The sequence below is a fragment of the Geobacillus sp. E263 genome, from assembly GCF_007197795.1.
GTDB classification, from domain to species: Bacteria; Bacillota; Bacilli; order Bacillales; family Anoxybacillaceae; genus Parageobacillus_B; species Parageobacillus_B toebii.
Window position 1 is genome coordinate 2,901,390 of sequence record NZ_CP041632.1, and the last position, 23,525, is coordinate 2,924,914.

Consider the following 23,525-nt stretch of genomic DNA (forward strand, 5'->3'; position numbering starts at 1 on the left):
AAGGAACGAAGCTACTACTTTGAGTTCGCTTCTCTGCAGCTTTGTGCCGAGGAACCTAACTCCCTCGAACCTGCTTGTAGACGCAGGCACAAGACTGCTTCTGACACAAAGCCTCTGTTTTGAAAGAACATTAAACATGTTCCCTCAAAACTGAACAAGGCTACTGCCTTGAATCTGCTTCTCTGCTGCCTTGTGTCGAGGAATCCTGCTTCCTCGAATTCACTAGCAGACGCAGACACAAAACGTTTGAAGGAATGGGTAATGTTCCTTCAAAACTGAACAAGGCTACTGCCTTGAATCAACTTCTCTGCTGCCTTGCGTCGAGGAATCTAGCTTCTCTGAATCCACTCGTAGACGCAGACGCAAAGCACTTGAAGGAGTAGAATGCTCCCTCAAAACTGAACAAACCCGAAGCGCCCACCTTATTTCACACACATACAGTCCTTAGAAAGGAGGTGATCCAGCCGCACCTTCCGGTACGGCTACCTTGTTACGACTTCACCCCAATCACTTGCCCCACCTTCGGCGGCTGGCTCCCTTACGGGTTACCTCACCGACTTCGGGTGTTGCAAGCTCTCGTGGTGTGACGGGCGGTGTGTACAAGGCCCGGGAACGTATTCACCGCGGCATGCTGATCCGCGATTACTAGCGATTCCGGCTTCATGCAGGCGAGTTGCAGCCTGCAATCCGAACTGAGAGCGGCTTTTTGGGATTCGCTCCCCCTCGCGGGTTCGCAGCCCTTTGTACCGCCCATTGTAGCACGTGTGTAGCCCAGGTCATAAGGGGCATGATGATTTGACGTCATCCCCACCTTCCTCCGGTTTGTCACCGGCAGTCCCCCTAGAGTGCCCAACTGAATGCTGGCAACTAGGGGCGAGGGTTGCGCTCGTTGCGGGACTTAACCCAACATCTCACGACACGAGCTGACGACAACCATGCACCACCTGTCACCCTGTCCCCCCGAAGGGGGAACGCCCTGTCTCCAGGGTTGTCAGGGGATGTCAAGACCTGGTAAGGTTCTTCGCGTTGCTTCGAATTAAACCACATGCTCCACCGCTTGTGCGGGCCCCCGTCAATTCCTTTGAGTTTCAGCCTTGCGGCCGTACTCCCCAGGCGGAGTGCTTAACGCGTTAGCTACAGCACTAAAGGGTTTAACCCCTCTAACACTTAGCACTCATCGTTTACGGCGTGGACTACCAGGGTATCTAATCCTGTTTGCTCCCCACGCTTTCGCGCCTCAGCGTCAGTTACAGACCAGAGAGCCGCCTTCGCCACTGGTGTTCCTCCACATCTCTACGCATTTCACCGCTACACGTGGAATTCCGCTCTCCTCTTCTGCACTCAAGTCCCCCAGTTTCCAATGACCCTCCACGGTTGAGCCGTGGGCTTTCACATCAGACTTAAGGGACCGCCTGCGCGCGCTTTACGCCCAATAATTCCGGACAACGCTCGCCCCCTACGTATTACCGCGGCTGCTGGCACGTAGTTAGCCGGGGCTTTCTCGTTAGGTACCGTCACCGTACCGCCCTATTCGAACGGTACTTCTTCTTCCCTAACAACAGAGCTTTACGATCCGAAGACCTTCTTCGCTCACGCGGCGTCGCTCCGTCAGACTTTCGTCCATTGCGGAAGATTCCCTACTGCTGCCTCCCGTAGGAGTCTGGGCCGTGTCTCAGTCCCAGTGTGGCCGGTCACCCTCTCAGGCCGGCTACGCATCGTCGCCTTGGTGAGCCGTTACCTCACCAACTAGCTAATGCGCCGCGGGCCCATCCGTAAGTGGTAGCAAAAGCCACCTTTCAACCGAAGACCATGCGGTCTTCGGTGTTATCCGGTATTAGCCCCGGTTTCCCGGAGTTATCCCGGTCTTACGGGCAGGTTACCCACGTGTTACTCACCCGTCCGCCGCTAACCGAACAGAAGCAAGCTTCCGTTCGGTCCGCTCGACTTGCATGTATTAGGCACGCCGCCAGCGTTCGTCCTGAGCCAGGATCAAACTCTCCAAAAAGAAAGTTGATTGGCTTATTTAATTCGGCACTGACACCGAAGGTGTCAAGCCGCCTTCGCTTTTCGTATTGTCCAGCTTCAGCGCCTAGCTCTCTTGTGCCAAATAACCTTCCCCCTCGAAGTGCAAGCACTTCAGCGGGTGAAGAACATTTGGCTTCGAGAGCTGATCGCGGCGCTTCAGCTTTTCTTATTGTCTAGCTCCGGCTCACAACGCCTTGCGGAAAATAACCTTCCTTCGTCGACATGCAAGCATGTCTCGTCGGAAGAACATTTTCCTTTCGGCGTTAGGCGCTCGCCTTCGCTTTTCGTTGTGGACGCTTCGTTTTGTTCAGTTTTCAAAGAACATTTGTTTTCTTAAAGCGACTTTTTTATATTAACACTTTCATTTTTTATTGTCAAGTGTTTTTTTGCTAACATCATTTCGCAACTTTCTTGGTTGCGACAACGTTTCATAATATATCATCACTTTTTTAACAAGTCAATAACATTTTTGTATTTTTTTTAGGAAATAAACTCCATGAAGACCTCTCCCACCTTCACTCCATGAAGAGATGGGAGTTTTTATCGCCTCCATCGACAAAGCTTCTGCATAGAAGAAGGCAATCTCCTTCCACCTACATTGGAAGCCTTCTCGATAGATTCTGTAAGCAACGTCGACACCACACCGATGGGGCGGTCGAACCGTTCTACTACTTCTTGCTTACACAAGTAGATATTTTTAGGAATTAAAAAACTCCCGATCCCTCACCTTCCTTTACTTCAAGAGGAAAGGAGAATTCTCGGGAAAATGTTACAAACAGAATTGCTATATTCTAAAAAATAAAAGCGCAGCTCGAACAAACAGACAAAATAAAATCGCAGGTGCGATAAAACAAAAATTCTACTACTGTTCTTTATTTTGCAATGAATAGTAACGATGATATATATGGCGACTTTTTGTTGGCACTTCTTCTACAAACAAGACCTTTTTCTCTACTAAATATTCCAGCATGATGATAAGATCTACGGAATACGATGAAAGCTCTGGATGCTGCATAATTTCCGCAATGCTCCATGCTCCCTCTTTTTCCCTTAAAACTTTAAACAAATGGGCAGCTCCTGATGGGATTCGCGAATGGATTAAAAATTCACTTGCCAAAAATAAAAGCTCCAGCCGTTTCTGCAACGGCTCCTCACTGCTGACAAGTTCTTCATACAACTTATAAATTTGCGCATCCATTTGTTTTATTTGGTTCCATACAGTGACTTCGGGATAAAATCCTTGTTCGATGACAGCTAATCGCGCTAGATGATGCAATGCATGAATAACATGATTATACGCATCCAACAGTTGATCTGCCTCAAAAAATGCCTTTCCGTCCATATATCTGCGAATTAATTTGGCAAATTCTATTCCCATTTTTAATTGCCGCATCTCTTCCGGGAATTCTTTCATACGATTTCGGAGCTGATATATATAATCATTACGGTCAAATAAAATTTTCCCATAGAATATCCAATCAATAATCTTTCGATGGGAACCAAGAAGAAGCCATTCATTTAATTTTGTTTCATCGACCACATATAACGCCGCTTTTTCTTCTCCTGATACATAATGTTTCACAAATATAGGCGGGGCCATATTAGTAGTAACTACCAATAAAACGATATGAAAGGTGTCTGTCACAGCAGAATTGTTCGCTTTCTTTTCAATCATCAAAATCCCTAATGTATTACGATGACTGGCCCATTCTTGGTAGATGGGACGAATTAAATCCTCCATTATCGTTTCCTCCATCTCCTTCATGATGTCATGGTTATTCGACAAAAAAACAAAAAATCCTCTTTGTCGTTTCTAAACTTCCCGAAGATAGCGACACATTTTTCACCACTTTATGATATAGTGTTATGTATAGGAGGGACAATAAATGGGTATCAAATATTCGAGCAAAATCAACAAAATTCGCACATTTGCCTTGAGCTTAATTTTTGTCGGCTTTATTGTTATGTATATAGGGATATTTTTCCGTACATCTCCTTTTGTTATGACACTGTTTATGATTTTAGGCCTTCTTTTCATCATCGCAAGCACCGTTGTTTATTTTTGGATTGGAACATTATCAACAAGAGCAGTGAAAGTCGTATGTCCATCTTGTGGCAAAATAACAAAAATGCTTGGCAAGGTAGATTTATGTATGTTTTGCAATGAGCCGTTGACATTAGATCCAGAGTTAGAAGGAAAAGAGTTTGACGAAAAATATAACCGAAAAAAGAGAAAAAGCTGATAGCATTCCCACCCCGCTATCAGCTTTTTAATGTTGTTGGCGTGTCTTTTCTTGACAGTCAGGACATGTTCCGTAAATTTCCATACGGTGATGATCTACTTTAAACCCTGTTATATGAGCAGCAAGCTCTTCTACCTCATCTAATGCTGGATAGTGAAAATCGACAATCTTGCCACATTGTTCGCAAATAACGTGGTAATGATTGGATGTAACAAAATCAAAGCGGCTTGATGCATCACCATATGTTAACTCTTTCACTAATCCGACCTCTTTAAAAACGCGCAAATTGTTATAGACGGTTGCTACGCTCATGTTTGGAAATTTTCCTTCCAGCGCTTTATATATTTCATCTGCTGTCGGATGTGACATCGAATTAATTAAATATTCCAATATCGCATGACGTTGCGGAGTGATGCGTATTCCCGTCTGCTTTAACGTATCAAGCGCTTCTTTTAACTGCTGATTATCAGACACCGTCATGCACCTCGCTTCCTTTATAAAAATTATTATTTTATAATTTTTATAATTAGTCTACAAGTATTTTATGCTATTTGTCAATATTCGTATCATTAATATATGAACTTACCACATTTTTTAGCAAAAAAAATGTGCGGAAGGTTGTTCCGCACCAATATCGCTCTTTCATTCATTTGAGGAGGTTACTATCCATCGTACGTATTATCGGCTTTTTCGCATGGACTTTTACCTAGATATAAGGAAAATTACGTTAAATTTTCTAAAATATATTCTAACGCTTCTTCTACATGTCCTTTTACTTTAACTCCTCTCCATTCCTTTACCAATCTTCCGTCCCGATCAATCACAAACGTCGAGCGCTCGATCCCCATATATTCTTTCCCAAAATTTTTCTTTAACTTCCAAACACCATACATTTCTGCTACTTTATGTTCTTCATCGGAGAGCAATAAAAAAGGCAATTGATATTTCTCAATAAATTTTTTATGGCGCTCTACAGAATCCGTACTTACTCCTAAAATAACTGTATTTGTCTCTGTAAACTTTTCATAATGATCGCGAAAATCACACGCTTCTGTCGTACATCCTGGCGTCATATCTTTCGGATAAAAATATAATACGACATGTTTCCCGCGAAAATCAGAAAGGGAAACTATTTCCCCATTGCTTGCCGGCAATGTGAAATCCGGTGCTAGTTGCCCGATTTGCAAAGACATCGTTTTCCCTCCACTGTCTTATTCTTTCGTTTTTAGGGTAGCGAAAGATACAATAAATTGCAACGATTACCGCTCATCCCAGTCAAGCATTGTTCGAGCAACAAGTACAGCAGGCATAATATAACCCAATAAAGCTTCAATGATGGCAATCCATCTTCCAATCCCCTTTGGTGTAACATCTCCATATCCAACTGACAATAACGTCATCCCGCTTAAATAAAGGCTATCTTGAAGTATAGAAAAACATTCATTAGCCGTTCTATTCGCAGACGGGGTAAACACGTGATGCCCATTCATCTGAAGCACCATATATATAAGCCCAAAACCTAACATCATCGTGATGTACCATTGAATAAGAACAAATAAATTTTCTAAGGAAATACGACGGGTCGTTTTTATACTTGTCGTCCAAATAGACGCAATGCTTGCAAGCAACACCGTCGCTACAATTCCAATGAACGCATACTCCATCGCTCTCACCTCGTACTTGTCCATAACCATATATATGAAAACAGAAAGTCGATTATTCATATATAAGTGGATTCGATATAATAAAACCTAGAAAGAGAATGAAAGGGAGAAAACAAATGCATACGATTTTGATTGTCGAAGATGATGTTAAAATCGCCTTCATGCTTAAGGAGCATATTGAAAAATATGAATATCGCGCACATATTGCAGAACAGTTTGACGATATTAAAAAGGAGTTTATAAAGTATCATCCTCATCTTGTATTGCTCGACATTAATCTTCCTCGATTTGACGGTTTTTATTGGTGCCGGCAAATCCGCACGATTTCCCTTTGCCCCATTATTTTCATCTCTGCGCGCAGTCATGAAATGAACCAAATTATGGCGATCGAAAATGGTGGGGATGATTATATTACAAAGCCGTTTAATTTAGATCTAGTCATGGCAAAAATCAAAAGTTTACTGCGGCGAACATACGGTCCCTATGCCGCTCTTGCGCAGCCCCATGTATATGAAGTATCAGGGTTGTACCTGTTATATGATCGACATATGGTTCAATGGAAAGAGAAAACGATCGAGCTTACAAAAAAGGAGTTTACTTTATTAGAACGATTGGCGAAAAAATCTGGAAAAATTGTATCTCGCGAAGAACTACTCGAGTCATTGTGGGATGATACGGAATTTGTCGACGATAATACACTATCCGTCAATATTACACGCGTTCGCAAAAAACTGCAGCAAATTGGAATCGAACAGGCAATTGAAACGGTTCGCGGTGTCGGTTATAAATTGGTCGAGACATGGAGGGATTCATAATGAAATTGTTTTTGCGCGAGCATATCCCGCTGACCGTCTTTCATCTTCTTCATGCTGTACTTTTGTTATCGATTGTGTATTTATATATGCTCGAACAATCTTTCCATCCATCTTTTGGCATGTTTGTTTATCTTTTTGTTATCAGCCTTGTGTGCATCGTGATGTTTTTAACATGGCGTTATTGGCGTCAATCCCATGCATATCGTTTTTTATCGTCCAACTTGCGGCAGTTAGACATGAGCACTCACCCTTTTAGCGGGTCTCCGTTACTGCATGCTTTTCAAAAACTCCTCCACTCGCAGTATCGTTATTACACAAAAGAACTGCAAGCATTGCATAAAGAAATGGACGATGCATCATTATTTATGAACCAATGGGTACATCAGATGAAAACACCGGTTTCTGTCATGGATTTACTTTTGCAAAACTTTGACATTCAAGACCAATTCGACCGAGAATTTGTGAATAGCATGCGCGAAGAACTCGAACGACTGCAACATGGATTGGAGCTGGCCCTGTATTCAGAACGAATAAAACGTTTTTCTCATGATTTTCATGTAAAGCGGCTGCCGCTAAAAACAATGGTCAACCATGTCATTCAACATTACAAACGCTCTTTTATTCGCAATCGCATTCACCCCATCGTGGAAATTCCCGAAACGATTTTCGTAGAAACGGATCAAAAATGGTTTCAGTTCGCTCTTAGCCAAATCGTCATCAATGCCATCAAATATTCAAAAAACGTCAGCAACCAAATCGTGCTTTCTGCTGTTCAACGTGAAAACGAAGTGTTTTTGTCCGTTCAAGATTTTGGAGTCGGCATTCCAAAACAAGATATCGGACGCGTATTTGAACCTTTTTTCACTGGTATGAATGGGCGTAGGTTTCGCGAATCCACTGGAATGGGGTTATACCTTGTCAAACAAATTGTTGACCATCTTGGCCACGGAATTACCATTTCTGCTGAAGAAGGAAAAGGAACAACCGTCACGATCACTTTTTACAATGTGACAAAAATGTAAGAAAACAAGCAGACATTGTAAGAAAAATCGATATGTTCACATGTTCTCCCTCCGTATAATCGACAGTAGAAGAACATAAGGGAGGATTTTTTTATGACGATCCTGCAAGCAAACTCGATTACGAAAATATATCGTTCTAGCCAATCGGCCGCACACCGGGCGTTAGATAATTTCAGTTTATCGATTGAAAAAGGGGAATTTGTCGGAGTCATGGGGCCATCCGGAAGCGGAAAAACAACCTTGCTTAATATTTTGGCAACCATCGACCAGCCGACTACGGGAGAAGTGTTGGTAGAGGGGAAAAATCTATCGCAGCTTTCGAAAAAAGAGCTTGCTTTGTTTCGCAGACGAAAACTCGGCTTTGTATTCCAAGACTTCAACTTGCTAGACACGTTAACCATCGGAGAAAATATCATTCTTCCACTCACATTGGACAAAATTCCCGTTAAAGAAATGGAACAACGATTGCAAACAGTGGCTTCCACTTTAGGTATTGAAGGGATTCTCGATAAGCGGACATATGAGGTCTCAGGCGGACAGCAGCAGCGCGCTGCAATTGCACGGGCGATTATTCATGAACCGCTGCTCATTTTTGCCGATGAGCCGACCGGGAATCTGGACTCGAAATCTTCAAAAGATGTGATGGAAACATTAACAGCATTGCATCAGGAAAAGAACGTTTCCATCATGATGGTTACGCATGATCCTTTTGCAGCGAGCTATTGTGAGCGCATTATTTTCATCAAAGACGGCAAATGGTTCACAGAGATACGCAGAGGACATAACCGTCAGGCGTTTTTTCAAGATATTCTGGACATGCTGTCACTATTAGGAGGGAACGTCAATGACATTTCGACAATTCGCCCTTCATAATGTGAGACGTAACTTTAGCCGATATGCCGCCTACTTTTTGAGCAGCACTTTCGCCGTCACTGTCTTTTTTATGTACGCTGCATTTATTTTTCATCCTGATGTAGTGAATGGAACGATTCGTCCCTCAGTAAGAAGAGGAATCTTTGCCGCTGAGGTCATCGTCTTTCTTTTTTCTGTATTTTTCATTTTTTATTCGACAAGCTCGTTTTTAAAATTGCGTAAAAAAGATTTTGGCTTGCTGACGTTGCTCGGTATTACGCGCGGCCAGCTGAATAAATTAATCATAATCGAAAACTCAATTATCGCCCTTCTTTCGATTGCAACAGGAATGGTGTTTGGCGCCTTATTGACAAAAATCTTTTTCATGATGTTTTCTATTATGTTAGACTTGCCATCGCCGCTATCTTACTATATTGCTTGGAAAGCGGTCGCTTCTACCGCGATCTTGTTTCTAGTGACATTTGAGGCGATTACGATTATGACGCTCATCACGATCCGTTCTTCACAAATTATTGAGTTGTTAACAGCAGCGAAAAAGCCAAAAAAACCGCCTGTCTACTCGCTCTGGCTTTCGCTGCTTGCGGTTATCTGTCTGGCGATTGGATACTATTTAGCCTATACCTCCAACATCATGCAAGCGGGAAAACGCGTCCTGCCAATTTTACTGCTTGTCATTATTGGAACGTACTTTCTATATACGCAAGCGAGCATCGGGCTTTTGCGATACTATAAAAAGCAAAAGCACTCCTATTATCGCGGCACAAACTTAATTACCACCGCGGAACTGACATATAAACTGAAAGATAACGCAAGAATTTTAAGCATGGTGACTATTCTAACGGCGGTGACCTTTACTTCTACCGGGGTGCTTGCCAACCTTTATTTTGGCAAAAAAGCAGAAGCAGAAGCACGGTTCCCGCATGCGATTGCCCTTATATCAAAAAAAGAACCGAAAGCCTTTGAAAACAAATTGCAAATACTGAAAAATACTTTACGTGATGAGCATATTCCTTTCAAAAGTCATAAGGCCGCTTTCATCCGGGCATATAATCCTAAGAAATCTGAGGATTATGCAATGCAAAACCTTGTTCTTATGCGTGTAACAGATTACAATCGATTCGCGGATTTGGCTGGTCAGCCGCACATATCGCTGCCAGCAAATACAGCTGCCTATATGCAACCTACCCCTGACCAAGGGTACGAACCTATTAAAGGAAAACAAATTGCGATTGCCATAAAAAATAGTAATGAGACGATGGTGGTTCCATTGGCTAAATCGATTCCCCAGCCAGTCATCAATCCTTCAGGGGTTATCGGATATATGCTAGTTGTTCCTGATCATTTATATGATAAATTTCATCGTCTCGCGGCAGAAGAAACGATTCAATATTATGCTGGTATATCATATAAAAATTGGGAAGTAAAAACATCAGTAATCAAAAAACTGAACCGCTTGATTCAAAAAGATGATGTCGATTTCATCAATCGTTTAGAATTATTTAACCAAATGAAACAAGTTTTCTCCTTAATGCTCTTTATTGGTTTTTTCGTCAGTGTCCTCTTCTTTTTAGCTGCTGACAGCATTTTATATTTTAAGCTTTATAACGATTTGGAACAGGACAGCAAGCAATACGAAGCGCTATCCAAACTCGGTTTGACATGGAAAGAAATGAAGCAAATTGCGGCAAAGCAAGTAGCGATTCTCTTTTTCATTCCGTTTGTCGTTGCCACCGTCCATGCCGGCTTTGCCTTTAAAATGCTGCAAAACATGGTGTCCGGTTCTGTCGTGAAAACAAGCTCGCTTGTCATTATCATCTTTTTCGTTGTTCAACTTTGTTACTATTTCTTGATTCGTTCGCTTTACACGAAAAAGGTGGGGCAAGTAATGTAATTAAATGCGGCCTTTTTCCGGTACATAAATCGGAGAAAAAGGCCGCAGAATATATCCGCCTATACACAGTGCTTAACTTAATAACAAACTATACTAAATTCCAATGATCGAAAGAACATATGTCCATACTCCCACAAACAACAGCAGGATCAAGCTATAATAAATCGTCATTTTAAACAAGTTAGATTCTTTGCCTGTCTCTCGCACTGCAGCAGTTGCAATGGCGATGGATTGCGGAGAGATGAGTTTTCCCATCACTCCCCCGCTAGTATTGGCAGCAAGCAATAACGAAGAGCTTGTCCCTATTTGAGCCCCTGTAACCACTTGTAAATGGCCAAATAAAGCATTGTTGCTTACGACAGATCCTGTAATAAACACACCGAGCCATCCTAATAACGGGGAAACGAACGGAAATACATCCCCTGTCTTCGCTAATGCCAAACCAATCGTAGAGGATAAACCCGCATAGTTGGCTAAGTTGGCAAACCCCATGATAAAACAAATAGTCAATACAGGAATCGAAAGTTCTTTACATGTTTCTTTTAAACTTTGTATTCCCTCAGCGAACGTAATATTTTTGCTGAACATCACTGCCAACAGCACCGCTAATAAAATCGCTGTACCTGTTGCGGATACAAGATCCAGCTTAAATATAGCATCTAATGCCGTCTGTGCCGGTGCCACCGGAGGAGTTTTTACGACTTCTCCATGCAAAAATGGCACTTTAAACAAAAGCGTAGTTTTATGAAGCGCTCCACCTTCAGCAAACAGTGCTTTAAAACCCGGCAGACTCCAGATAATAACGATTAACGTTAAAATATAAAAAGGAGACCACGCACTGATGATTTCTTTCAAGCTGTATTTAGATTTTTCTACAGCTTCTTCATCCTGATTTACTCGATATATATGTGACGGCTGCCATTTTCTTAAGAAAATAGTTAATGCCCCCATACTGACAAGCGCCGCTAAAATGTTGGCCAATTCCGGACCGAGCACAATGATTGTCAATGTCTGTACAATGGTATAACTTCCGCTTACGACTAAAAGAGCAGGCAATGTTTCTTTAACGCCTTTCCATTTATCTAAAATAAACACTAATAAGAACGGAATGAGAAACGTGATAAATGGCAAAATCCAAGCAAGTGTACGAGATAACTCAATCGGAGTTAAATCTCCCATTTGTGCTCCGACAATAACCGGAATCCCAATCGCTCCAAACGCGCCAGATGCAGCATTGGCAATTAAACAAAGAGCGGCGGCTTTTAATGGATGAAATCCTAATTCCGAAAGTAAAGCAGCCGAAATGGCAATCGGAACGCCGAATCCCGCAGCACCTTCTAAAAATGCGTTAAAACTAAAACCGATGAGCAAGAGTTGAAGCCGCTGATCCTCAGAAATGTTTGCGATACTCCCACGGATAATATCAAACTTCCCTGTTTTAACAGCAATTTTATATAGCCAGACAGCCATGATCACAATATAGCCAATAGGCCATAAACCGTTCGCGATTCCATAGATGGAAGCAGCAATCGCCTTTGAAATCGGCATATGAAAAAACAAAACAGCTGTCACTAATCCAAAACAAAGAGTGAGAAAAGCGGCTTTTATTCCCTTCATTTTAAACACGGTTAAACATGATAAAAATAAAACAATTGGAAGCGCCGCAATGAGTGCAGAAAGATACGTATTATCGAAAGGATTGTAATGTTGTATCCACATGTTGCTCACCTTGTTATTATTCTAAGTCAGTATTTTATTACTTTACATCATCAAAATAACGTGAAAGAATGTCTTTTAATACAGTTACGCTATGATGAAATTGCTGTTGTTCTGTTTCATTTAACTTCAATTCCATTACCTCGCGAATACCGTTTCGGTTGATAATAGCAGGTACACCAATATAAACGTTTTGCTCATTATATTGACCATCTAGATAAGCAGAAACGGTTAAAATAGCATTTTCATTGTGCAAAATAGCACGTGTAATGCGGACGAGTCCCATCGCAATGCCGTAATAAGTTGCGCCTTTTTTCTCAATAACTTGATATGCCGCATCACGAACATTGACGAAGATATTTTCTAAATCCTCTTTTCTATAGCGATCGTTTTGCGACAATATTTGTTCGATTGGAACACTTCCAATTTCCGCATGGCTCCAAACAGGCAATTCTGTATCCCCATGCTCTCCGATAATATACGCGTGTACATTAGTCGGAGCTACTTGAAAGTATTCGCTTAGCAAAAAGCGGAATCTTGCCGTATCCAGAATCGTTCCCGAGCCAATCACTCGTTCTTTCGGCAACCCGCTAAATTTCCAAGTGGCATACGTTAAAATATCTACTGGATTCGTCGCGACAAGAAAGATTCCATCAAAACCTGATTTCATGACAGAATCGACAATCGTTTTAAAGATATTCATGTTTTTGTCAACGAGATCGAGTCTTGTTTCCCCTGGCTTTTGGTTAGCACCTGCACAAATTACCACCAAATCGGCATCTTGACAATCTTGATAATCTCCATGCCATATATTCATTGGCTTCGGCGCAAATACTTTTCCGTGATTTAAGTCCATCACGTCGCCCTCCGCCTTCTCTTTATTCACATCAATCAACACTAATTCATCCGCGATTCCTTGATTCATAAGGGCAAATGCATAGCTGGCCCCAACGAATCCTGTTCCTATAAGTGCCACTCGATTCATGCATTGTCTTTTCATAGTTGTCTGTCATCCTTTCCTAAAATTAGTTTGTGAAATTATTCACAAATATATTGTGCATTATTTCACAAACTTTATCAAGTATCAACTATAAGAGAAATTTGTCTTTTTTGTTAACATTTTGGCCGCACAACAGTATTTTTGTATCACTACATTCAGTTCCAGCAAGCAACCCAATAAACGAAAAAAAATGGTCTGTCATTATATTCACCATAATACATACTACATATACTCATTTTCATAAAAAATAAGAGGGCAATCCCTTTAAGGAATTTTTACCTTTCGGATTCTCCCTCTTTTTAATTCCCTGCACCTCGATATCGTTTTACCCCTGCGTTCCACAAAAACACGGAAATCGCAAAAAAGATGATGCCCATGACTGGAGTAAAAAACGCATATCCGTACCATTCTTTTTTGCCGAGAAAATAGGACGCCGGATACACGCCGACGAACGCAAACGGCAAAATCCACGTTAAAATATAGCGGATGACGCGATGATAAATATCAATTGGATAGCGCCCGTAGTTGCTGATGTTGTACATCATCGGCATGATGGATGTACGAGCATCTGCCCAAAAACTAATAGTCGCTAATGATACAAATACTCCCGCGTAAATAAGCGCTCCACCTAGTACAAGCAAAATAAACACAAAAACATCATACCAATGCAGCGAAAGATGCAAGCGTGCACCCGCATACGCCATAATGATTATGCCTGTTACTCCACCAAGAAGCGACTCTAACTCCATACGCTCAAGAATAATTTGAAACAAGCTGTGCACTGGGCGTGTCAATACACGGTCCATTTCTCCGCGCACAATATAACGCTCATTAAAATCCCATAAGTTAAAAAATGCCCCGAACACCGCATATGGCACTAAAAAAAAGCCGTAAATAAATAAAATTTCATCACGCGTCCAGCCGTGCAGCAGCGGCGTATGCCCAAATACAACGAGAAGAAACACAAGATTGACCGCCTGCGACATCAAATCAGAGATAAACTCGACAAGCAAATCAGCGCGATATTGCAGCTTTGTTTTCATATATTGCGCCATATATTGAAAAAAGATCGATACGTAAAACACCACTCACCCTCCTTGAATGACAAGCTGTTTTTTCGCCGCTCGCCACAACAGCTGAATCGGGATGAGCAACAGCACACACCATACAAGCTGAAACAAAAGGCCATCGATGATTGCTTGACCTTGAAAGCTTTCTGTCACAATCATGCTTGGAATATAGCTAATTCCTTGAAATGGAAAATATTTCATTACCTCTTGCGCCCAATCCGGATAAAAGCTGATTGGCAGAATAAGCCCGGAAAACAAGTCGATCACAAATCGCTTTGCGCGCAATAATCCTTCATTGTTAAGGGTAAAAAATGTGATGATGCCTGCAAGCAAATTCAACTCCGAATTAATAATAAAACTAAAGACAATCGACAATGTGAAAAACATCCATGTATGAACATCCGTTGGAAAACGGAGAGGCAAAAATAAAGCAACAAAAAAAATTCCTGGAAGCGAAAGAAACAACAAACGAAAGATTCCTTCCCCTAATCCTTGCATCGTTTTCATTCCGAGATAACTGTAAGGACGAATAAGCTCTGTCGCCACTCTTCCTTCTTTAATCTCCATGGCGATTTCACGGTCGATATTATTAAAATAAAACGCCCGCGCCATCCACGAAATGGCGACATACGTTGTCATTTGCTCCATCGACATGCCTTGCATCGTCGGTTTGCCGCCATAAATCGCCGACCAAAGAAAATAATACGCCGCGATGTTAATAGCATAAATGAGAATACCTGTGTAATAATTCGTCCGGTAAGCAAGCATCATTAAAAAGCGGATGCGAATCATTTCGATATATTTATCCATGCACAACACCTTCTTCATAGATGTTGCGGATAATTTCTTCCGTAGAAATTTCATTAATATTCATATCTTGAATCGAATAGCGGGAAACAACGCGGCTAATGACTTCAGGCAGAAGCGATGGCGCTATATTTGCTGTCCAGACGTTTGCTTGCTCCCCTTTTTTCCATGTTACTTGTAAATCGTCTGTCAGTTCCTTTAAAGCATCTAACGTAATTTCGCTTGCGAATGTAAATTGAATTTGTTTCCCTTCTCCCCAATTCTCTTTTAGCTTTTGCAGTGAGCCATCGTAAATGATTTTTCCTTCATCCAACATAATGACGCGTTCGCACAACGCTTCGATATCGGAAATATCATGGGTCGTCAATAAAATGGTTGTGTTGTATTTCTCATTAATTTCTTTTAAAAACTGACGGATTTTCAGTTTTACAAGCACATCCAAGCCAATCGTCGGTTCATCTAAAAATAAAAGCGGCGGGTTATGAATAAGCGCAGCGGCCAGCTCACAGCGCATCCGCTGTCCAAGCGACAGCTTGCGAACCGGCTTGTCCAACAGAGGACCGATATCGAGCGTTTCAATGACATGTTCCATATGTTCTTTGTAGTCTTGATCCGATACACGGTACACTTTTTTCAACAGTCGAAACGACTCTTGGACGGCGATATCCCACCAAAGCTGCGAGCGCTGCCCGAACACAACGCCGATGGTTCGAACGAACGCTTCCCTCTCTTTATGCGGATTCATGCCGTTGACAATCACTTTTCCGGATGTCGGCGTCAAAATTCCCGTCAGCATTTTAATCGTTGTCGATTTCCCTGCCCCATTTTCGCCGATATAGCCAACCATTTCTCCTTGCTTTACGGTGAACGAAATATCATTGACAGCGCGGATGATTTTATAATTTCGGGTAAATAAATCGCGAAACGCTCCGACTAAGCCAGAGCGGCTTGAATACGATTTAAATTCTTTTCTTAAGTTTTCTACTTCAATGACGTTCATGTTACACTCCCTCCACATAGGCAATAGTTTATCTGAAGTCACATCCCGAAACAAATGGTATGCTTTATGTTAAAATAAAAATCGGCAATGAAATAATAGGAGGATTTGAACGATGCAATTTACGAAATCAGAACAGCTTTATCAAGAAGCATTGCAGCATATCGTCGGCGGCGTCAACAGCCCGTCCCGCTCATATAAAGCGGTCGGCGGCGGAGCGCCGGTCGTCATGGAACGCGCGCAAGGCGCTTATTTTTGGGACGTTGACGGCAATAAATATATCGACTATTTGGCGGCATACGGACCAATTATAGCTGGCCATGCCCATCCACACATTACAAAAGCGATTCAGCGCGCCGCAGAAACTGGCGTCCTTTACGGCACACCCACGCCGCATGAAATTACCTTTGCAAAAATGTTAAAAGAAGCGATTCCGTCTTTAGAAAAAGTGCGTTTTGTCAATTCAGGAACGGAAGCGGTCATGACCACGATTCGCGTGGCGCGCGCTTATACGGGCCGTGATAAAATTGTCAAATTTGCCGGCTGTTATCACGGACATTCCGATCTTGTCCTTGTCGCTGCCGGCTCCGGTCCATCAACGTTAGGAACTCCAGATTCCGCAGGTGTGCCAAAAAGCATCGCCCAAGAAGTAATCACTGTGCCGTACAACGATATCGACTCGTTTAAACAAGCGATGGACGTATGGGGAGACCAAGTTGCCGCTGTGCTTGTGGAACCAATCGTCGGAAACTTCGGGATCGTTACACCAAAACCAGGCTTTTTAGAGGCAATCAATGAAATTGCCCATCAAGCGGGAGCCCTCGTCATTTACGATGAAGTGATTACCGCATTCCGCTTTATGTACGGCGGGGCGCAAAATTTATTAGGGATCGAACCGGATTTAACCGCGCTTGGAAAAATTATTGGCGGCGGTCTGCCAATCGGTGCATATGGTGGCCGCCAAGACATTATGGAACAAGTCGCGCCGCTCGGTCCGGCATACCAAGCAGGAACGATGGCAGGAAACCCAGCGTCGATTCTTGCCGGTATCGCCTGTCTTGAAGTGCTCAAGCAAGACGGCGTGTACGAATATCTTGACAAGCTCGGCGCGATGCTGGAAGAAGGCATACTTCTTCACGCAAACAAATACGGCATTCCTATAACAATCAATCGTTTGAAAGGTGCATTCACCGTCTACTTCACAACAGAAAAAGTCGAAAACTATGAACAAGCCCAACGAAGCGATGGAGAAATGTTTGCGAAGTTCTTTAAGCTTATGTTAAAGCAAGGCATCAACCTCGCTCCTTCCAAATATGAAGCATGGTTTGTTACGCTTGCTCATACCGAAGAAGACGTGGAATATACGCTCAAAGCGGTGGAAAATGCATTTAAACAATTAAAAAATGAATAATTATGCAATAATCCCAGGAGGAATCCCCTCCTGGGATTATTGTTAAGTTGTTGAAAACGTTTGCAAAAAACATAAAATATGATGAATATAATTATCCAAGAAAATGAATAAATAATTGATTTGGATATGCAATCATGATATTATAGGTTATAAATTCTGAAAATTAAGATCAAAATTGCCGCTTATGTTTATTCAACACGGGAGGTGAATGGCGAAAAGCAGGAACGTTCCCGCTTTGGCGCCGCTTACGTTATGAGACAACGTTGGAACCCTAACCATTTTAAAAACTTTCATCAAGTAGAACATGATGCTTGCGGCATTGTCGCCGCTATCGAAAAACGATGTATTCCAACCCGAGAAAACATTATGACATGTATTGACGCGCTTGTCAAAATGAATCACCGCGCCGGATTTATTAATGGCGAGGGAGACGGCGTCGGCATTCATATGGATATTCCAAGAAAACTTTGGATGGAAAAACTCGCAAACGTTGGTCAAAATCCAGAAATAGCAAACGACGAAAGTTTTACCGTCGGCCATCTTTTCATCGATCGGTCTGCTGATGTAGACCATATAAAAACGAAGATCAAACAGTTATTCAAAAAAACAGGTTTTTCATTGATTTTTGAATCTGACCGTGTGACCTCCTCCAGTGCGTTAGGCCCAATCGCGCTTCGGCAAGAACCGGTATTTTGGCAAGTCGCCTTATTGCCAAGCGACAATGCGCAGCTTACAAAACGATTGTTTGATCTAATGATTGAAATCGAGAAAGATGAAAATGTTCATGTTGCCTCTTTAAGCAATTTTCACGTTGTGTATAAAGTGATGGGAGCCGGAGATATTTTGCCAAAATACTATCATGACTTAGCCCATCCGTTTATCGCATCGACCATGACATTAGGACATAACCGCTACTCGACCAATACGCTGTCTAACTTTTTCCGCGTTCAGCCGTTTAGCGTATTAGCTCATAACGGCGAAATTAACACAATTGCAAAGCTGCGTGACGAAGCAGTGATGATTGGTGTCCCATTGACAAATGACGGCAGTGACTCCCAAGATTTAAACCGGACGATGGAAACGCTTATCTGCCGTTATGATTATAGCTTATTTGAAGCGATGGATATATTGTTCCCGCCTATTGTGAATGAAATTAAAGCGTATCCAGAGCACCTCCAAGACTTGTATACGTACATCCGCGAATCATGGGGGCATTTCGCCCAAGGGCCGGCAGCAATTATCTCCCGCTACGGGGACGAAGCGGTCTTCAGCGTCGACGCGCTCGGATTACGCCCACTTTGGAAATTAGAAACGGAAAAACGATTTGTTTTTGCGTCAGAACCAGGAATCATTCCGGCAAGCGAATATACGGGAGAACCAAAGCCGCTCGCACCAGGGGAAAAAATCGGCTTAACATGGTTCGGCGGCGTCATTCAAGTGTTGGAATACGAACAGTTTCAGGAAGAAGTATATGCCCGTTTTTCGAAACGGTTTGACATTACTAACCTCCGAAAACGTCTCGATGTTCCGAAACTGGAAAATCACGTATTTACTTTTGCCCCGACAAAAGTGCATAACGGTCAATATGCCGCGTTCGGCTGGGACAGAGAACATATTCAACTTTTAGAACAAATGGCGGAAAAAGGTGCGGAGCCGATTCGCTCGTTAGGTCATGACGCGCCGCTTGCGGCTATTAATCCGAATCGGAAAAATCTCGCAGATTTCATTAAAGAAAGCGTCGCCGTCGTCACCAATCCAGCCATTGACCGCGACCGTGAAATGGAACATTTTTCAACAAGAACTATCATTGGAAAACGGCCATCTCTCGTAGATAAAACAGAAACGTCATATGTTATCGAGCTAAGCTCGCCGATTCTCATCGAAGGAAAAATCGGAAACGACTGCGCGACAGAATTACATCATCCTTCGTACGACCAAATTGTTCATTCGTTCCGAGAAAAACAATTAGCGTACGTCCTGTCGGCGACGTTTACGGCGGAAGAAAACATTCCGCAGGCGCTAGAGCGTCTTTCTAACGAAGCATGTGAAGCGGTTCGTTCCGGCAAGACCTTGCTCGTCATTGATGATGCAGAAGCACATCAAAACGGAAACTTATGGATTGACCCGCTGCTCATCACATCGGCCATCGATCAATCGTTAACAAAACAAGACTTGCGCCGCGATTGTTCCATTTTGCTTCGTTCCGGCGCGATTCGCTCCCTTCATGATTTTGTCGTCGCCTATGGATTAGGAGCAAACGCGATCAGCCCTTATCTCATGTTTGCGACGGTTGCGTCGGAAGAGTCGACTGCACCTGTTGCCAACCTATTTAAAGCGCTCAATAAAGGATTAGAAAAAGTGATTTCAACGATTGGCATTCACGAATTGCGCGGATACAGCCGCCTCTTCTCATCGATTGGTCTGCATGATGAAATCGCCGATGTATTAAACATTGTCAACTTCTTTGGCTCTGACTCGTTGAAATACGATTTCGAAGCACTGAAACAAGACGCAATCTCCCGTGCCGAAGACTACGCCAACGAAAACGCCAAGCCGGGAAAAACGTTCCACCTCTTCCCTCGCATTTGGAAGGCGATTGGAGAGGTCGCCCAAACAGGATCATATGATAACTATCGAGAAAAAATGAACGAGCTCGAAACCGAAACACCGACAACGATTCGCCATTTGTTAGATATAAAGAAAACGGAAAAACAAGTTCCTGTCGAAAAAGTCGATATTAGTATCGGCGAACATAGCCTGCCGTTCGTCATTGCTTCGATGTCGTTCGGTTCGCAAAACGAAGTGGCGTTCCGCGCTTATGCGGAAGCGGCAGACCGCTTGAACATGGTCAGCTTAAACGGCGAAGGCGGCGAAATTAAAGATATGCTCGGCAAATACCCGCGTACTCGCGGCCAGCAGATTGCATCAGGCCGTTTCGGAGTGAACGCGGAACTGTTAAACTCTTCGAATCTATTGGAAATTAAAATCGGCCAAGGAGCAAAACCAGGTGAAGGAGGCCACTTGCCGGGGTCAAAAGTAACGGCAAAAATCGCCGAAGCGCGTAACGCAACCATCGGTTCGGACTTAATTTCTCCATCGAATAACCATGATATTTATTCGATTGAAGACTTGGCACAAATGATCGCTGAATTAAAAACGGCAAACGACAAAGCAAAAGTCGCCGTCAAAGTGCCGGTCGTGCCAAACATCGGGACGATTGCGGTCGGCATCGCCAAAGCGGGAGCGGACATTATTACACTAAGCGGTTTCGATGGCGGAACCGGAGCGGCGCGCATCCATGCGCTGCAACATGTCGGCCTTCCGGTGGAAATCGGGGTAAAGGCCGCTCATAACGCCCTTCTTGAAGCCGGTTTGCGAAACAAAGTCGAAATTTGGGCGGACGGCGGCATTAAAAGCGCACTTGACGTTCTCAAAGTGATGTTGCTGGGGGCCAACCGCATCGGCTTTGGTACGCTATCGATGATTGCGATCGGCTGTACGACGTGCCGCGGCTGTCATTTAGATACGTGCCATGTCGGAATCGCCACTCAAATCGAATCGGTTGCGCAAGCAAAAGAACACGGATTGCGCCGTTTTGTTCCGCGGCAATTCGAGACGGCAGTGCAAGGATTAGTCAACTTATTCACCGCGTTTGGAAACGAATTAAAAGCATTAACAGCTTCTCTTGGATTTACTCGCCTGCAAGATATCGTCGGCCGCTCTGACTTATTAGAGCAAACAAGAGGACTAGAGCAAATGAATCTATCAAACTTGCTTGAAGTGCTTGAAGTGGAGCAAATGGCGCAAAAAGAAGCAGCTGCAAGCGCAGAGGAACCATCATTGCTCGTTGCTGCTGGGGCGGAATATCTCGATTACCATGTGGAAGATTTGCATCGTTCCCGTGAATTTACGACCGTCACATCTGAACAGCGCGTTCTCGGCAGCCGTGTTTCTTGCCACCGCGTGCGCGGTCGTCTCGACGGATCGTACAAAAAATTGCCAGATGTCACATTGCGCTACAAAAACGGCTCGATTCCTGGAAACGGGCTCGGCGCTTACAACACTCACGGCATCCATATCCATGTCGACGGCGGCGGACAGGACGGCGTTGGAAAAACCGCGTTTGGCGGCAGCATTTTCATTTTGAAAGCAAAGGGAAAAGACGGAAAATTTTATAACGGCTCCGTTGGCAAAGGCTTCGGATACGGGGCGCAAAAAGGTTTGCTCATCGCGCAAGGAAACGCGGACGCACGCGCTGGCATTCGTCTGTCTGGTGCGGATATGATCATCGGCGGCCAAGTGACAACACCGATTCCGGAAAAAGAACATGGAAATATCGGCACACGTGCGAACATTAAAGGATTTGCCTTCGAATATATGACAAATGGACGCGGCATTGTTCTTGGCGACCCAGGTCCATGGATTTGCGCCGGAATGACAGGTGGAGTCGTCTACTTGCGCCACCAACCGGAAATGGGGTTAACGAAGGCGGCATTGGAACGCCGCATCGCAAAAGGAGCGCAAGTACGCCTCGAGCCACTGAACGAACGTGGAAAATCGGATGTACAAGAATTGTTATCGAAATACATTGAACTATTAAAAGAACACGGTCAGCACGAAGAAGTGCAATCATTACAGCCGCTTCTTGAAAAACCGGAAAACCATTTCTTCCAGGTGATTCCGACAAAAGAACAAGCCGATCCTTCCGTTTCAACAGAATGATCGAGTAGGAGAGGGTGATTAACCCTCGTCCTCTCACACCACCGTACGTACCGTTCGGTATACGGCGGTTCCATTAAGTCTGACGCAGAGATTCATATCGTTGATAAAGACTCTTCAGCCCTTGGCTCTCCCAATAGGAGTTGCCAAGGGCTTTATGCAAGATGGGACTAGCGGCCACTCTCCAATATTTCTTCCGAGTGTTTCCCCATTCATATGCTTTCTGCTTGGGCACTCCTAAACTTTGCAGTTTTCGGACTCTGGTTCTCGGAAGTTTCCACTCTTTCCATTGGCACATGCGCAGCCTTCGTTGAATCCATCCATCTAGTTCTTTGAACACACTTGGAGTCTCTGCTAACGAGAAGTATCCACACCATCCCAGAATGTACTGGTTGAGCTGTTCGATTCGCTCGAGCATGGGAATCGGTTTCGATCGACTCGTCATGGTGCGCATCCTTTGCTTCATGCGCCGAATACTTTCCTTTGCGATCCGGATTTTTGGCTCCTTATTTGGGGTGAAGCTAAAACCGAGGAATTTTCTCCTCCACGGTCGATCCACTGCCGATTTGGTTTCGTTGACTTTCAGCCGGAGTTTCTTTTCAATGAATGCCGTGATCGATTTCATCACCCGTTCCCCGGCCTTCTTCGTCCTTACGTAGATATTGCAGTCATCCGCATACCGTACAAATTTGTGCCCTCGTTTTTCCAATTCTTTGTCCAGCTCATCCAAGAGAATGTTGGACAAAAGTGGACTGAGCGGCCCTCCTTGTGGAGTCCCCTCTTGTGTTTCCATGACCACCCCGTTGATCATGACCCCTGCCTGTAAATACTTCCGTATCAACTTTAGGAGGATTTTGTCTGGAATTCGTTTCGCTAATATCCCCATCAGTTTGTCATGGTTGACTCGATCAAAGAACTTTTCCAAGTCGATATCTACCACCCATGTATATCCTTCCTGAATATACTGCTTCGCCTTTTTCACCGCGTCGTGTCCTCTTCGACCGGGACGAAACCCGTAGCTGTGTTCCGAAAAGGATGGGTCAAAGATCGGCGTGAGCACTTGGGCGATGGCCTGTTGGATGAACCGGTCTGTCACGGTCGGGATTCCTAGTAACTTTTTGAACAGGAATTTTGTTATTAACCGCCTCATATAATCACCTAGACCGAAAATCGTCATATCTATTTTTTTACCACCTGTGTTTATACATGCTAAACTGTATATGTAGCCTTTTATCTTTTCATTTGTTTTTTCGCACCTCTATTTGCACAGAG

16 protein-coding genes, 1 rRNA gene and 1 pseudogene are annotated in these 23,525 nt (G+C 43.6%); 7 read left to right on the plus strand and 11 right to left on the minus strand.

The window, feature by feature from the left end:
• Window positions 1–448: 448 nt before the first annotated feature.
• A 16S ribosomal RNA gene (locus FNL97_RS14955) occupies window positions 449–2,005 on the minus strand.
• A gap of 882 nt (window positions 2,006–2,887) precedes the next feature.
• The gene (locus tag FNL97_RS14960) at window positions 2,888–3,766 is read right to left on the minus strand and encodes a nucleotidyltransferase-like protein (RefSeq protein WP_012749222.1); all 879 of its coding nucleotides are present in this window, start codon (window positions 3,764–3,766) and stop codon (window positions 2,888–2,890) included.
• 145 nt (window positions 3,767–3,911) lie between these two features.
• On the opposite strand from FNL97_RS14960, the gene FNL97_RS14965 reads away from it, so the two are divergent.
• Window positions 3,912–4,268, plus strand: a complete 357-nt coding sequence (locus FNL97_RS14965; RefSeq protein ID WP_012749220.1) for a YgzB family protein — start codon at window positions 3,912–3,914, stop codon at window positions 4,266–4,268.
• Between the two features lie 27 nt (window positions 4,269–4,295).
• On the opposite strand, the gene perR is transcribed toward FNL97_RS14965, so the two are convergent.
• The 3 genes from perR to FNL97_RS14980 form a co-directional block, all read right to left on the minus strand.
• The gene (perR, locus tag FNL97_RS14970) at window positions 4,296–4,748 is read right to left on the minus strand and encodes a peroxide-responsive transcriptional repressor PerR (RefSeq protein WP_012749219.1); all 453 of its coding nucleotides are present in this window, start codon (window positions 4,746–4,748) and stop codon (window positions 4,296–4,298) included.
• 242 nt (window positions 4,749–4,990) lie between these two features.
• Window positions 4,991–5,461: a thioredoxin-dependent thiol peroxidase gene (gene bcp, locus FNL97_RS14975; RefSeq protein ID WP_012749218.1), complete on the minus strand. Its 471-nt coding sequence runs from the start codon at window positions 5,459–5,461 to the stop codon at window positions 4,991–4,993.
• A gap of 66 nt (window positions 5,462–5,527) precedes the next feature.
• Window positions 5,528–5,932 (minus strand): potassium channel family protein, encoded by a 405-nt coding sequence (locus FNL97_RS14980; protein WP_143416062.1) that lies wholly within the window; start codon window positions 5,930–5,932, stop codon window positions 5,528–5,530.
• A gap of 116 nt (window positions 5,933–6,048) precedes the next feature.
• Between FNL97_RS14980 and FNL97_RS14985 the strand changes: the two genes are divergently transcribed.
• The 4 genes from FNL97_RS14985 (at window position 6,049) to FNL97_RS15000 (ending at window position 10,533) form a co-directional block, all read left to right on the plus strand.
• Complete coding sequence (locus FNL97_RS14985; RefSeq protein WP_143416063.1) at window positions 6,049–6,747, plus strand: response regulator transcription factor; 699 nt, start codon at window positions 6,049–6,051, stop codon at window positions 6,745–6,747.
• On the plus strand, window positions 6,747–7,769 hold the full coding sequence (locus FNL97_RS14990; protein WP_012749215.1) for a sensor histidine kinase: 1,023 nt from the start codon (window positions 6,747–6,749) through the stop codon (window positions 7,767–7,769). Before FNL97_RS14985 ends, FNL97_RS14990 begins: the two co-directional genes overlap by 1 nt.
• Window positions 7,770–7,862: 93 nt before the next feature.
• Window positions 7,863–8,642: an ABC transporter ATP-binding protein gene (locus tag FNL97_RS14995; protein WP_012749214.1), complete on the plus strand. Its 780-nt coding sequence runs from the start codon at window positions 7,863–7,865 to the stop codon at window positions 8,640–8,642.
• The gene (locus tag FNL97_RS15000) at window positions 8,614–10,533 is read left to right on the plus strand and encodes an FtsX-like permease family protein (protein WP_143416064.1); all 1,920 of its coding nucleotides are present in this window, start codon (window positions 8,614–8,616) and stop codon (window positions 10,531–10,533) included. Before FNL97_RS14995 ends, FNL97_RS15000 begins: the two co-directional genes overlap by 29 nt.
• Window positions 10,534–10,626: 93 nt before the next feature.
• On the opposite strand, the gene FNL97_RS15005 is transcribed toward FNL97_RS15000, so the two are convergent.
• The 5 genes from FNL97_RS15005 to FNL97_RS15025 all read right to left on the minus strand — a co-directional run bounded on the left by FNL97_RS15005 (window position 10,627) and on the right by FNL97_RS15025 (window position 16,126).
• Entirely contained in the window at window positions 10,627–12,252 is a 1,626-nt protein-coding gene (locus tag FNL97_RS15005) for an L-lactate permease (RefSeq protein ID WP_062678451.1), read from the minus strand.
• Window positions 12,253–12,289: 37 nt separating this feature from the next.
• Entirely contained in the window at window positions 12,290–13,249 is a 960-nt protein-coding gene (locus FNL97_RS15010; protein ID WP_062678452.1) for an L-lactate dehydrogenase, read from the minus strand.
• Between the two features lie 299 nt (window positions 13,250–13,548).
• Window positions 13,549–14,334, minus strand: coding sequence for an ABC transporter permease (locus tag FNL97_RS15015; RefSeq protein ID WP_062678453.1), 786 nt, complete (start codon window positions 14,332–14,334; stop codon window positions 13,549–13,551).
• A gap of 3 nt (window positions 14,335–14,337) precedes the next feature.
• Window positions 14,338–15,129 carry an ABC transporter permease gene (locus FNL97_RS15020; protein WP_143416065.1) on the minus strand — a complete coding sequence of 264 codons (792 nt, stop codon included), beginning with the start codon at window positions 15,127–15,129 and terminating at the stop codon, window positions 14,338–14,340.
• Window positions 15,122–16,126, minus strand: coding sequence for an ABC transporter ATP-binding protein (locus FNL97_RS15025; protein ID WP_062678455.1), 1,005 nt, complete (start codon window positions 16,124–16,126; stop codon window positions 15,122–15,124). Before FNL97_RS15025 ends, FNL97_RS15020 begins: the two co-directional genes overlap by 8 nt.
• 112 nt (window positions 16,127–16,238) lie before the next feature.
• Here FNL97_RS15025 and FNL97_RS15030 point away from each other — a divergent pair, with 112 nt between their 5' ends.
• On the plus strand, window positions 16,239–17,534 hold the full coding sequence (locus FNL97_RS15030; protein WP_143416066.1) for a glutamate-1-semialdehyde 2,1-aminomutase: 1,296 nt from the start codon (window positions 16,239–16,241) through the stop codon (window positions 17,532–17,534).
• A 252-nt stretch (window positions 17,535–17,786) separates the two neighbouring features.
• Entirely contained in the window at window positions 17,787–22,256 is a 4,470-nt protein-coding gene (locus tag FNL97_RS15035; protein ID WP_143416351.1) for a glutamate synthase-related protein, read from the plus strand.
• Window positions 22,257–22,329: 73 nt separating this feature from the next.
• Here FNL97_RS15035 and ltrA read toward each other — a convergent pair.
• A pseudogene (ltrA, locus tag FNL97_RS15040) lies at window positions 22,330–23,370 on the minus strand (group II intron reverse transcriptase/maturase); the annotation flags it as partial.
• Between the last annotated feature and the right edge of the window lie 155 nt (window positions 23,371–23,525).

Bases quoted from the DNA above. Each gene is read 5' to 3' on its own strand.
- FNL97_RS14960 (WP_012749222.1), bottom strand. From the start codon at position 3,766: ATGGAGGATTTAATTCGTCCCATCTACCAAGAATGGGCCAGTCATCGT.
- FNL97_RS14965 (WP_012749220.1), top strand. From the start codon at position 3,912: ATGGGTATCAAATATTCGAGCAAAATCAACAAAATTCGCACATTTGCC.
- perR (WP_012749219.1), bottom strand. From the start codon at position 4,748: ATGACGGTGTCTGATAATCAGCAGTTAAAAGAAGCGCTTGATACGTTA.
- bcp (WP_012749218.1), bottom strand. From the start codon at position 5,461: ATGTCTTTGCAAATCGGGCAACTAGCACCGGATTTCACATTGCCGGCA.
- FNL97_RS14980 (WP_143416062.1), bottom strand. From the start codon at position 5,932: ATGGAGTATGCGTTCATTGGAATTGTAGCGACGGTGTTGCTTGCAAGC.
- FNL97_RS14985 (WP_143416063.1), top strand. From the start codon at position 6,049: ATGCATACGATTTTGATTGTCGAAGATGATGTTAAAATCGCCTTCATG.
- FNL97_RS14990 (WP_012749215.1), top strand. From the start codon at position 6,747: ATGAAATTGTTTTTGCGCGAGCATATCCCGCTGACCGTCTTTCATCTT.
- FNL97_RS14995 (WP_012749214.1), top strand. From the start codon at position 7,863: ATGACGATCCTGCAAGCAAACTCGATTACGAAAATATATCGTTCTAGC.
- FNL97_RS15000 (WP_143416064.1), top strand. From the start codon at position 8,614: ATGACATTTCGACAATTCGCCCTTCATAATGTGAGACGTAACTTTAGC.
- FNL97_RS15005 (WP_062678451.1), bottom strand. From the start codon at position 12,252: ATGTGGATACAACATTACAATCCTTTCGATAATACGTATCTTTCTGCA.
- FNL97_RS15010 (WP_062678452.1), bottom strand. From the start codon at position 13,249: ATGAAAAGACAATGCATGAATCGAGTGGCACTTATAGGAACAGGATTC.
- FNL97_RS15020 (WP_143416065.1), bottom strand. From the start codon at position 15,129: ATGGATAAATATATCGAAATGATTCGCATCCGCTTTTTAATGATGCTT.
- FNL97_RS15025 (WP_062678455.1), bottom strand. From the start codon at position 16,126: ATGAACGTCATTGAAGTAGAAAACTTAAGAAAAGAATTTAAATCGTAT.
- FNL97_RS15030 (WP_143416066.1), top strand. From the start codon at position 16,239: ATGCAATTTACGAAATCAGAACAGCTTTATCAAGAAGCATTGCAGCAT.
- FNL97_RS15035 (WP_143416351.1), top strand. From the start codon at position 17,787: ATGAGACAACGTTGGAACCCTAACCATTTTAAAAACTTTCATCAAGTA.